A 12,404-nucleotide genomic window follows, 5' to 3' on the forward strand; every position below is an offset into this window, starting at 1 on the left:
GCATAATTAATTATACCAAAAAATCGCTGAAGTCGTAAGACTTCAGCGATTTTTCTTTAGGACTGTTTTTTTACAGCCCCTCCGCCTGCGGCGGGTCGCTTCAGCGGCATAATTCCCTACCGCCGCATTATATGCGATACGCAGTGCAATCCTGCCCGGAGGGCTCTTTTATTTCATAGAACGCACTTTCCTATGAAAAAGAGACCTGCTGTCAGCAGATCCCTCTCTTATTCATGGCACTTACCCTTCAAAGCACAGCCGCTGCACCCACAGCCGCATCCGCTCTTTCCCGCCTTTTTATCCTTTATTTTCTTTATAATAACAGCGGCCACCGCCCCGGCTATCACAATGCCTATCATCCAGTCAATCATGACAAATCCCTCGCTTTCTATCACGTTACCTGTATTATACTCCTGTTCCGGATAAATGTCAATAATTTTGATATTGATTATCATTATACAAATAATAGTTTCGCCAAAGGGAAACTTGATAAAAAAACAGCTTGCAAGTGAGTTTCAGGCTGCTTTCTTTATCCCTTTCCCCCCACAGTCTAAACCGCTGCATATCTTTTACTTTATGCCGCTTTCCACGCCCTCAAAAAAACGGTTACTGTCTCTCTTACTTCCCAACAGTAACCGTTTTACCTTCCATCCCTTATTCATTTAAATTCTTCACAGTCTCTCTGATAATCAGTTTATTATCCAGATAAATCCTCCGGTTATCAATAATTCCATCCTCCAGCCGTCTCAAAAGAACCCGGGTGCCCTCTCTGGCAATCTCTCCCATATTCCGTTCCACCGTCGTAAGCTTCATGCTGGCATAGCCGGAAAGATCCCAGTTATCAAATCCTACCAGCGACACATCGTCCGGAACTTTCAACCCCAGCTCCGTTACCGCCTCCCGGGCGCCAAATGCCATCTCATCATTAAAGCTTAAAATGGCAGTCAAATCCTGCTCCAGCAGCCGTTTTGCCGCCTGATATCCGCTGGCATACCGGTATGTACCGTGTTCCACGGGAAGGCTGTCCGGATCCAGCCCATGCTTTTTCATGGAAGTCCTCCACCCCCGGTGGCGCAGCCTGGTGGAATCCAGCCTGGAATTGCCCTCGATCACGCCGATTCTCCTATGGCCGTTTTCAATCAGATAATCCATGGCCTTTTCCATGGCTTTGGCCTCATCCGTAGTCACATTGGGCACATCCAAAAATACCGCCCTGCAGATGACCACCATGGGAATTCCTTTACTGATCACTTCCTCCATGAAATCCAGGTCTTCATTCCTCTGAGACAGCACAATGATCCCGTCAAAATAGGTAGGATTGAGCGTTCCCGGTTCATGCATATCGATCCCTTTTACCACAATATTGTATTTGCTGCCAACCACACTGTATACTCCCGTCAAAACATCATGAAGCACAAAGGGGGATGTCATCTTACTGATCGTAGAAAAATAAAGCCCTATCACATAGGAACGGGACATTTTTAAATTGATTGCCGCCTGGTTTGGCACATACCCCATCTCCTGGGCAATTCTCAAAATTCTCTTCTTCTTGTCCGATTTATCCGCCTTTGGATCGTTTAACGCCCTGGATACGGTGGAGTAGGATACTCCGGCCTGTTTAGCCACATCTTTAATCGTCACTGCCATATTCTACACCCTCTTTTGAAAGAAATCACCTTATTATGGTTAGTATAGCATTGTATTTCTGTTTTTGCAAAGAATGGAGAAAAAAGAGGAAAGAAATCCCAATCCTGGGTTCCTTTCCTCTTTTGCCGCCCTGGTTTTTCCCTCTTTCCGGCGTAACTTTCTATCTCAACTGAAAATACTTAGATTAGTAACCGTTCAGACGGCTCATCTAATATTACCCTTTCACACCGCCTGCCGCAATACCGTCGATAAACTGATCCTGGGCTAACAGGAACACGATCAGGGAAGGTATGATGGAGATCAGCGACATCGCCAGCACCCGGTTCCACTCAAATCCGGTATCCGCATCCATGGACATCTTAACGAAGATGGAAGCCGGATAGCGGGCCGGTGAGTTTACATAGAGCAACGGTCCCATGAAGTCATTGGACGACCACATGAACTGGAACAGGGCACAGGATACGATGGAAGGCTTCAGCATGGGAACAATCACATACCACAGGGTTTTAATTGATCCGCAGCCGTCGATTCTCGCCGCCTCTTCCAATTCTTTAGGAATATTTCTCAAAAACTGGATCAGCATGAATACGAAATAGGTATCCGTTGCAAATAAAGTAGGTACAATCAAAGCCAGGTAAACCGGTGAATCAACCCATCCGAATTTATTAAACATGATGAACTGGGGAACGTTCAGCACTACCTGTGGCAGGAACAAAGTTGACATCAATACTGCAAATAAGAACCCTTTTCCTCTGAACTGGAATCTTGCGAATCCATATGCCGTAACCGTGGCCGAAATAATTGTAAATAACACTTTCGGAAGAACGATGGAGTAAGTATTGATCATGGCTTTCACAATGTCGATATCTCCGCCGTAGCTCTTCATCGCGTTCTGATAACCGCTGAACGTCGGGTTCTTAGGGATGAAACCGATTCCGCTGAATATCTCATTGTTCGTTTTAAATGTAGCTCCAACCATCCAGATCAAGGGATAAATCATAACGAGACCGACGGCAACCAGTACAAAATAACGAAAGAACGTATTGAGTTTTCTTCTTGTTTCTCTTGTCATGATTCCTACCTCCCATCCTCATCTGAATAATAAACCCATTTTTTCTGGCTGATAAATGCAATTACGGTAAATGTCATAACGATCAGGAACAGCAGCCATGCCTGGGCGCTTGCCATACCCATCTCGTAGCTCTTGAACGCATTGTTGTAAATCAACAGGGAAATCAAAGTGGTCGCACTTCTCGGTCCGCCCTGTGTGATGATGTAAGGCCCGTTGAATTCCTGGAAGGCCTGACATAACTGAGTAACCAGGTTATAGAAAATAACCGGTGTGATCAGCGGAACGGTGATGCTGAAAAACTGTCTCCATTTACCCGCTCCATCGATGGACGCCGCTTCATAGAGATCATTGGACACGCCCTTTAAAGCCGCAAGGAAAATAACCATGGCTGAACCGAACTGCCAAACTCTGAGAAGACAGATAACGAACAGGGCATGGGACGGGCTTGCCAGCCAGTTCGGCCCCTCAACTCCGATGTAGCTGAGCAGGATGTTGATAATACCTTCATCTTTAAATACGGCCTTCCACAATACGGCGATTGCGATCGATCCGCCCAGAATTGACGGGATGTAATAAGCCGTACGGAAAAGATTCACTCCTTTTAACTTGAAATTCAGAATATAGGCGATGAACAGAGCGAAAACCAGTTTCAGCGGCACTGTCATGAACGCATACTTCATCGTAACCACAAAGGCTTTCACAATTTTCTTAGTATGTATAATCTCGTCGTAGTTCATCAGGCCATATTTCGAAATTCCGTCAAACAAATGATAGTCCGTAAAACTGTAGAATAGTGATGATCCAAACGGATATACCTTAAAAATAAGAAATCCGATCAGCCATGGCAGGATAAAGAAAAAGCCGGCGTTTGCCTGAATGGCTTTCTTCAAACCCTTACGGCTTGCTGGCTTGTTCATAGCTGCTGGTTGCTTCATACCTATACCTCCTCTTTCTAATGCGGCAGAAACCTGTTACAGTCTCCGCCGCCGATCAACTAATTATTTCTGTAAAACTTTATTGATGCCTTCAATCAATGTATCTGCCGCTTCGTCCAGATCATAATCGCCGTAGCTTAATCCGGCCATCACATCCCAGTAAACGCCTTCATTTGTCGCTTTTAATGCACTCGCTTCGAATTTAGGATCCAGCGGGAAGGAAACGTATGCGAGAACTTTTTCATTGGCTTCTGCTACCACTTCGTTCAATAAACCTTTATCTTTGCAGATCTTTAAGCCGGCTGCTGAGCAGGGAATACCTCTTTCGGAACCAACCGGTTCAACGCCTTCTGCTTCATTTAACAGGAAGTTGATTAATGCTGCGCACTCTGCCGGGTATTTTGTATTCTCGGAAATACCGAAGCACATGGAAACTTTTGCAAATCCGCCTTTGTAATCGCCCATATCTGCAAATTCTTCACCAACTACGAACTCCTGGCCTTCATTCAAAGCGCCCATCTGTTTGGTTGCCGCAGAATCCCACTCGAAGATACCTGCGTACTTGCCTTCCATCCACTTAGGATTCTTATCAAAGGATGCCGCTCCGTCGCCTGCGATGGTTGCGATTGACGGGATTACATGCGCGTCTTCCAGAGACTGGATGAATTCAAGACCATCCTGGATCTCTTCTTTTGTATACTGTAATTCATTGTTCTCAACCCATGCTTTGCCATACTTGGATTCCAGATAATATACCATGAAAATGGTTCTGTCATACTCGTTCATAGCCAGCGGATAATAATCATCGCCCAGTTTCTCCTGGAATACCTTTCCTGCTTCCATCAGCTCAGCCAATGTGGTTGGCGTAGCCAGGCCGGCCTGATCGTATGTAGTCTTGTTCCAGTAGAAAATTCTTCCTGTCATGGAAATCGGAACGCCCTGAAGTTTATCAGCTACGGTACACTGTGCCAGATAATCGGAAGAGAACTGTGTCAGATCCAGAATATCGGATACTTTGTTCAGATCATAAAATGCGCTTCCGTCAGAGCTGAAGGATGTGATCCAGTTCCAGTTGATCTGGTTTACATCCGGCGCTGTTCCGGTTGCGAACTGTGAAGACATCTTATCTTCCCATCCGTCCCATGCGGAATAAGAACTCTTAACCGTAATATTAGGATACTTCTTCATAAATGCATCTACTGCTTTTAATGTAGCTTCGTGTCTTGCGTCGCCGCCCCACCAGCTGAAGGTAATTTCAATGGGATCTGTGGTGTTAACCTGAAGTCCCTCTGCCGCTGCCGGTTCTGCTGTTGTCTCCGCCTGGGTCTCTGCCTTGGTTTCTTCTGCTTTTGCTGCTTCCGTAGCCGCTGCAGTTGTGGCTGCCGGAGCCTCCTCTTTCTTAGCTCCGCCGCCGCATCCGGCCAAACCTGCTGTCATAGCTGCTGCCATAACCAATGATACTGCTTTTTTCCAGTTCTTTCTCATAAGACACTCTCCCTTTCTTATTTTTGATAAATCTGCAAAGGTTTGCATATTCATCTTAAATTTTATGCATCTCTGCTATATACTCCTATCAACTTGACGGTTTATCAAAGCAAACATGCAATCTCTTGTTCATGTTTTTACTATATCACTGATCAATCCCCGTGTCAATTGTGTATTTAGTATATAATCAAACTATTTTTTTATTCAATATCACTAATTCTTTTTTCTTTTCCCCCATGCTATAATATAAGAAATGCAAACGTTTGTATGTTTTCATTTTCTATTATATGAATAAGGAGAGTCATTACATGGAAATACTGGACCGCTACATTAATCAGCTGTTAGAAAAAAGCACTCCGGATGCTCCTATCTGGTATAAGGAAGAGATTGGAAAAGACGGACATTCCGGATGGAATTACATGGACGGTTGTATGATCAAGGCTATTTTAGATCTGTATCATATCACCCAAAACAACCGCTATCTGGAATTCGCGGATGATTTTATCGATCATTTTGTGAGAGAAGACGGTTCTATCACTTCCTATGATCCGAAAGAACATAACTTAGACAATGTAAACGCAGGAAAGACACTGTTTGATCTATATAAATTAACCGGTAAAGAAAAGTACCGCAGAGGAATCGAAACCGTATACAGCCAGCTCATGGAGCAGCCCCGCACCTCTACAGGAAACTTCTGGCATAAGGAGATCTATCCCAACCAGATCTGGCTGGACGGCCTGTATATGGCCCAGCCCTTTTATATGCTGTATGAAGTGGAATATAATGGCTGTAAAAACTGCATGGACATCATTTCACAGTTCAGAAATGTACATATGCTGATGCGTGATTTAAGAAACGGCCTTTACTACCATGCCTATGACGATTCCCGTTCCATGTTCTGGTGCGATAAAGTGACCGGTTTATCAGAAAACTTCTGGCTCCGCGCTTTAGGGTGGTTTGCCATGGCACTGATCGATACTATGGAGATCATGCCGGAAAGCCTGTCCGCTGAAAAAGTAGAGCTGAATCAGATCTACCGCGAACTGATTGACGCCATGCTGCCCTACCAGGATAAAGAAACCGGCATGTGGTATCAGGTGGTAAACAGAGGCGGCATTGAGCCCAATTATCTGGAGACCTCCGGCTCCGCTATCTTCGCCTATGCGATCATGAAGAGCGTGCGGCTGGGATACCTGCCGGAAAACTACCGTTCATATGGAGAAAAAGCATTTTACGGAACCTGTAAAAAATATTTATCCGAAGTGGACGGGGAACTGCAGTTAGACGGCATCTGCCTCGTGGCCGGACTTGGCAACGCAGAACACCGGGAAGGCACTTTCGAATATTACATGAGAGAGCCGGTGGTAAAAAACGAGGCCAAAGGAGTGGCTCCCTTAATTCTGGCCTATATTGAAACCATGATGAACCATTGAATCCCATAAACGGCTGCCGCTTGACTGATATCGGGACCATCCTAAGGAACAGATTCCATTGTTTCTCTGGATGATCCCGTTTTTTCAGCCGATCTCTTCGTCCCCTTCCGTGGTCTTCATCAAAAACCTCAGCATTCCATAAGAATCCAGAGCGATCCGGTTTGTCAAGAGGTCACAGTAATCGTCCTGGGAAGTTTCGATGTGTACGGTCAAAGCCCGTACCGCCCCTTCTCCGTCTTTTTCCCGGATGCATTCGATCACCCGGCTGTGGTCGTTATAAGCTTTTTTCTGGTATGACCGTTCCAGATAGGACAGCACCCGCAGGCGTGATAACTGTATCCTCAGAGTCTCATAGAACCTGATCAGGCGCTTATTTCCGGATAATAAAACAAGATAGTTATGGAATTGCTGATCAAAATAAAACTGCCGTTTGATATTGCCCTTCTGATCCATCTCCTCCATCTGCCGGTTGATCTTCTCCAGATAAGCAAAAGATTCCTCTTTTATCCCCTGTTCCATAGCCAGTTTAAGGCTCATCGTTTCAATACATTCCCTGGCTGCGAAGATATCACGAATTTCCTCTTCCGTGATCTCACAGACAATATAGCCCCTGCCCTGCCCGCCGTCAAAGATCAGCCCGTCATTCTCCAGCTGGCCCAGGGCCTGCCGGATCGGGGTCCGGCTCATCCCCAGTTCTTTGCTCAATGTAAAATCTGAAATCTCCTGTCCGGGGTAAAGCTCAAAATCACAAATCTTCTGTTTTATCTTTTCATATGCCTCTTCTACCAATGATACCTTGTTTTCCAGTTTCTGCACCCGTTCTCATTCCTTCCTGTATTAAATCAGCCTTTGCATCGTCTCATAGCTTTTCCGGGCGGAATACACCGGATCCGGAAAGTTAAGGCTTTCCACGGCCAGGGCATATCCATACCCTGCGTCTTTCAGCGCAGCTACAGTCTCTGCGAAATCGTAATGTCCATGTCCTGCAAACCAGCGGTCATTGTCGGCAATATGTACGTGTCCGATCCGGTCTCCGGCCCTCAATATGGCCTCCCGGATATCGCTTTCCTCAATGTTCATGTGATAGGTGTCCAGATGAAGTTTCAGTGAAGGAGAATCCACCGTTTCTAATAAAGCGATCCCTTCATCGATGTTGTTGATATAGTCACACTCATACCGGTTTATTACTTCAATCCCCAGAACCACCCCGTACCGGGATGCGGATTCACAGCAGTCTCCCAGACTTTCCAGCAAAAGCTTTTCATAGGTCTCTGCATTCGAACATTGGGCCTTAATCCCCCGGATCAATCCCAGAATGACCACCGCATGGTCATATTCCGAAGCCGTCAGAATATGACCCTTTATACGGTCAACCGCCGCCTGGCGGACCCTTTCTTCTTCACTGGTTAATGACAAATGGTCGATACCATAAGCCGTACCGGTGCCGATGGAAGTGAGTTCCAAACCATACTGCGCCAGCTCATTCTTCATCTTTTTCCTATCGATCAGCTCCGAATCATGGATATGGACTTCTGCTCCATTATACCCCAACGATGATATTTGTGACAAGCACTGATCCAGTCTGCCCCGGAAAACTACCGGGGCTTTTTCCCGCAGATGCGTCATTTCCGTACATGTCATAGATAAATTCATAATTTTCCTCCATTTCCAAGCCCTTATCGTTCCACTGGCAGCCCGTATGCCGGGCTGCCTTTTTATCTGCGGATCACTTCATCCACATTTTCAATCTCCACCGGCTCCCCTTTGGCTCCTGTTACGGTCACCTGATCCAGAACCAGTTTTTTAACATTGTTGATATAAATCCCTTTGTTGGTGCATGGTTCCACATCCGCCATCATGGCCGGATACTCCGGCTGTGGATTTTCTGCAAAATCGATTTTTACATTCTCAAAGGTGATCTCCTCCACTTTGGATTCCGGCAGACCATAGATAAAGGCTGCCGCCACATGGCAGTCACGGGCCTCGATATTTTTGAAAGCAAGCTGCTTGATCTGGGGCGTCCTGTCGTCGACCGGGAGGGCTTCTTTCGAACTCACATATTCCGAATGGCCGTCCGGGTCACAGCACCAGTAATAAGAATTCACCACAAATGGCGTCAAAACGCCCTTCATCTTAATATTTTCAAAAGTGATATCCTCGATCACCGCATCTTTTCCCCGTCCCCGGCGGGTCTTAACCCTCAGCCCCCGGTCCGTATCTTCAAAAATACAATCTTTGCACAGCAGATGTTTCACTCCCGCAGCCATCTCGCTGCCCAAAGTCACAGAACCGTGCCCATGTCTCATATAGCACTGGCGGATTACCACATTCTGAGACGGCACTTTGTACTTATGCCCCATATAAAACTTGCCGGATTTCATAGCAATGCAGTCGTCTCCAAGTGAAAATGATACGCCCACCACTTCCAGCCCGTCCACAGATTCCGGATCCATACCGTCCGTATTCGGTGAAACCTTAGGATTTAATACGGTCAGATCAATCCAGCGGGTGTTGTTTGAGAAATACGGATGCAGGTTCCAGGCCGGACTGTTCTGTACTGTAAGCCCATGAACGGTGATGTTCTCGCAGTGATTTAAGAAAATCATCCTGGGCCGGTATGCGCCTTCCGTCTTCAGACGGCCTTCTCCTTCCCACCAGTTTTCAAAGCTGGCATTGCCGTCCAGGGTTCCGCCGCCTGTGATCACCACGTTGCGCACATTGATCCCCGTAATGATAGATGCAAAGCTGTCCAGCGGATTCCCTTCCCATGAACCCAGGTTATATTCCGAACCCTCGTCATAGCTCTCAATCAGCCCGGGCAGAATCGGGAATTTAGAGCGTTCCGTATAGGCGGAAAGCACGGCTTCATCATCCAGTTCCAGGATCAGATCGCTTTTTAAAAACAGGGAAGACACCTTGTAAACACCCTTTGGTATCCATACGCGGCTGTCCGCCGGACAGGCGTTAATAGCCGCCTGGATGCAGATGGTATCGTCATGTTCCCCATCCCCTCTGGCCCCGAATTTCTTCACGTCCAAAGTCACAAATTCATAATCCGTGGTGAAAGTAACCACTTCCGACGCATCCGCCTCATTTTTAATCTGAATCTGATACTGCGTATCCGGTTTCAGGCCCTTGACCGTCTGAACCGCCTTTTTTGCTTCCATCCAAAGTTCACCGTTAATGTAAACCTCATAAGGCCGGTCCGTATAATAAATCCCCTGATCCTTCAGCTCAATCGCAATTCTTCTGGCCGTTTTAAAAATAATATCAAATGAAATCATAGCTTAAACCTCTCATTCCGCCTCTCAGGCTGCTCATTCATATTTTAGGAAGCCAGGCGGGCCTGTAATCAGGCCCGCAGCAGTTCTCCATATGCCATCAGCATAATTCCCCTGTTATCATCTGTCAATACTCCATCGGACAGAAGCGCCTTTTTTGCATCTTCCAGATATTTTTCTTCCAACAGGGCTCCAAGGCGGCAGCCCTTTAAAACAGCATAAACCGCATAAGGGGAGGTTCTGTCGTCAATCAGTTTCAAACCGTCTTTAAAATACCTTTCCGCATTTTTATAGTGGTCAAATACCTCTTCCGAAATCAGGCCGGTACTGTCAATGAGGCCCATCAGATAATATCCCGCCGCTTTTTCTGCCTTCTTTTCTTCCATCACCGCCATCTCATTCATTCCGGAAAGCTGTTTCTGTGCAAGTCCGGCATAATCTGCCAGCACTTTCTGGATTCTGTGATAGCCTTCTTTCCCATGGAACTGATTCTCATATTCCAGATCAAACGATACCGAAAGATAGAATTTTTCCGCCCAGTCCCCCTCCAGAAGATCCTGCCGTTTTTGAAGCCAGCGCCACATTTTCCCGGCTGCCGTCTCATATGCCGCCTTCTTTTCCAGCCTGTATAAAGGAAAGAGATACCTTCCACATCCTAATAATCCATAAGTGATACTCTTGTCCCCCTGGTCTTTTAAGTCCTGTACCAGCTGCTCCATGGCCGCCTTCACCGTATCCAGCCACATTAATTCCTTTGTAGTCTCATATAAACTCCATATTCCTGATAAAAAAAGCGCTGTTTCTCCATTCCATTCCCATCTTTTTTTCTCTTTCGCCGTTTCAGCGTAAGAGAGGATCGCTTTTTCAAATACCATGTCCATACATTTCCTTCCTGTACAATAAAGGCAGTCCCCGGATTAATAAGATTTCTTTTCATTCAATTCATTTACAGAATCAATCAGATACTCAGCCCATTCCTGGGTGTCTTCGCCGTCGCTGATGGCCTCGAATACTTCATAATAAACGCCGGTGCTGTCTTTTAAAGAAGAATCCTCGAAGTTGGGATCAAATGAGAAATTCGCCACTTTCATAACCGCCTGGTTGGCTTCATAAGTAAGACCTTCCAGTTTGCCTTCCTCTTCCAGAATCCTGTTGGCCTCTGAACTGGCCAGCATTCCTCTCTCCGTCCCCAGAATTGATACGCCTTCCGGATCAGAGGTCAAAAATTCCACCAGCATAGCCGCTTCTTTTTTATGCTGGCTGCTTTCCGTAATGGCGAAGCACTGGGAGATCTTTGTAAGGCCAGCTTCGTATTCACCGATGCCTGTGATGAAATCTCCGAGAACGAATTCCTGTCCCGGATCAAGTGCCTGCTCGAACTTAGGCTGTGCGGAATCCCACTCATAGAATCCGGCGTATTTTCCTTCAATCCAGCCCTGGGTTTTCTCCAGAACGTTGGAACCGGAACCGATCAGAGTAGCGATAGTAGGCATCACATGCTTTTCCTCTAAAGAACAGATCCAGTCCAGACCTTCTTTCACCTCTTCCAGGCTGTAGTTCACTTTGCCGTCTTCCACCCACTGTTTTCCGTACTTGGACTGCAGATAGTAGAGCATGAGAAGCATTCTCTCATAGCCGAACATGGCAATGGGATAATAGTCGTCGCCCAATGTCTCCTTAAATACCGTTCCCGCATTCATCAGATCATCAATGGTCTCAGGTGTTTTTAGTCCTGCCTTTTCAAATGTAGTTTTATTCCAGAAAAAGCATTTGCCCGTGGTGCCGATCGGAAGAGCCTGCAGCTTATTCGCTACCACACACTGATCCAGGGTCTTCTCAGGATAGTTCTGAAGGGAAATCGTGTCTTTATATTCGTTCAGGTCCACAAATTTCGATCCGTCGGCTGAAAATTGGTATAACCAGTTCCAGTTTACCTGCATCACGTCAGGAGCAGTTCCTGCAACGAGAGCGGTTGAGCACTTCTCAGCCCATCCATCCCAGCTGCTATACTCCGTATCCACCTTTATATTCGGGTATTTCGCCTCAAATGCCTTGATAGCCGCGATGGTAGCCTCGTGGCGGCTGTCGCCTCCCCACCAGCTCATGCGGATATTCACGGTCTCACCGCTGTCAGAAGCCGCTGCCTGGTTTTCTCCCTGGCTCTCACCTGTGGCCTCCGCTTTTGTCTCTTCTTTGCTTTCTGTCTTCGCCGCCGTGGTATCCGTTCCTCCTGCTTCCTTACCGGAAGAACCGCAGGCAGTCAGTGAAGCGATCATCGATGCTGCAAGAACCATAGCTGTTGCACGTTTTAATACTTTCATATACATCCTCCTCTTAATTGACATTGGCCTTCTTTAGTAACAATTCAGACAGGTCTGAACTATTACCTTCTTTAACCATGAATTTACTATAATGCCTGTCCGGTAACTTGTCAACATATTTTATATTATTTGTATGTATACACTAATATTATTTATATATTTTTATGCAGTATGTATATAGTTTTGTGTTCGCTGTTCCCGTCATTCTGCACAAAAAGGCTGCGGTGCGA

General features: G+C 46.3%; 11 protein-coding genes. 1 reads left to right on the forward strand and 10 read right to left on the reverse strand.

The window, feature by feature from the left end; genetic code table 11:
- Positions 1-227 precede the first annotated feature (227 nt).
- The 5 genes from GPL15_RS09950 to GPL15_RS09970 all read right to left on the reverse strand — a co-directional run bounded on the left by GPL15_RS09950 (position 228) and on the right by GPL15_RS09970 (position 5,139).
- A complete protein-coding gene (locus tag GPL15_RS09950) occupies positions 228-395 on the reverse strand; it encodes a FeoB-associated Cys-rich membrane protein (protein ID WP_346344935.1) in 168 nt (55 codons plus the stop codon).
- Between the two features lie 259 nt (positions 396-654).
- Positions 655-1,647, reverse strand: coding sequence for a LacI family DNA-binding transcriptional regulator (locus GPL15_RS09955; RefSeq protein WP_215698526.1), 993 nt, complete (start codon positions 1,645-1,647; stop codon positions 655-657).
- A 214-nt stretch (positions 1,648-1,861) separates the two neighbouring features.
- On the reverse strand, positions 1,862-2,719 hold the full coding sequence (locus tag GPL15_RS09960) for a carbohydrate ABC transporter permease (protein WP_215698527.1): 858 nt from the start codon (positions 2,717-2,719) through the stop codon (positions 1,862-1,864).
- 5 nt (positions 2,720-2,724) lie between these two features.
- The gene (locus tag GPL15_RS09965) at positions 2,725-3,636 is read right to left on the reverse strand and encodes a sugar ABC transporter permease (RefSeq protein WP_346344936.1); all 912 of its coding nucleotides are present in this window, start codon (positions 3,634-3,636) and stop codon (positions 2,725-2,727) included.
- 81 nt (positions 3,637-3,717) lie between these two features.
- Positions 3,718-5,139 carry an ABC transporter substrate-binding protein gene (locus GPL15_RS09970; RefSeq protein ID WP_215698528.1) on the reverse strand — a complete coding sequence of 474 codons (1,422 nt, stop codon included), beginning with the start codon at positions 5,137-5,139 and terminating at the stop codon, positions 3,718-3,720.
- 308 nt (positions 5,140-5,447) lie between these two features.
- Between GPL15_RS09970 and GPL15_RS09975 the strand changes: the two genes are divergently transcribed.
- Entirely contained in the window at positions 5,448-6,572 is a 1,125-nt protein-coding gene (locus tag GPL15_RS09975; RefSeq protein ID WP_215698529.1) for a glycoside hydrolase family 88 protein, read from the forward strand.
- An 84-nt stretch (positions 6,573-6,656) separates the two neighbouring features.
- On the opposite strand, the gene GPL15_RS09980 is transcribed toward GPL15_RS09975, so the two are convergent.
- From GPL15_RS09980 to GPL15_RS10000, 5 genes are all read right to left on the reverse strand, one after another.
- Positions 6,657-7,388, reverse strand: a complete 732-nt coding sequence (locus GPL15_RS09980; protein ID WP_215698530.1) for a GntR family transcriptional regulator — start codon at positions 7,386-7,388, stop codon at positions 6,657-6,659.
- Positions 7,389-7,409: 21 nt separating this feature from the next.
- On the reverse strand, positions 7,410-8,225 hold the full coding sequence (locus tag GPL15_RS09985; protein WP_215698531.1) for a sugar phosphate isomerase/epimerase: 816 nt from the start codon (positions 8,223-8,225) through the stop codon (positions 7,410-7,412).
- Between the two features lie 62 nt (positions 8,226-8,287).
- Positions 8,288-9,856 (reverse strand): glycoside hydrolase family 28 protein, encoded by a 1,569-nt coding sequence (locus GPL15_RS09990; RefSeq protein ID WP_252198279.1) that lies wholly within the window; start codon positions 9,854-9,856, stop codon positions 8,288-8,290.
- A gap of 68 nt (positions 9,857-9,924) precedes the next feature.
- Positions 9,925-10,734, reverse strand: coding sequence for a glycoside hydrolase family 88 protein (locus GPL15_RS09995; protein WP_215698532.1), 810 nt, complete (start codon positions 10,732-10,734; stop codon positions 9,925-9,927).
- 36 nt (positions 10,735-10,770) lie between these two features.
- Positions 10,771-12,174 (reverse strand): ABC transporter substrate-binding protein, encoded by a 1,404-nt coding sequence (locus GPL15_RS10000; RefSeq protein ID WP_215698533.1) that lies wholly within the window; start codon positions 12,172-12,174, stop codon positions 10,771-10,773.
- Positions 12,175-12,404 lie beyond the last annotated feature (230 nt).

Origin of the sequence: Clostridium sp. MCC353 (assembly GCF_018785315.1) — a bacterium.
GTDB lineage: Bacteria > Bacillota > Clostridia > Lachnospirales > Lachnospiraceae > CHH4-2.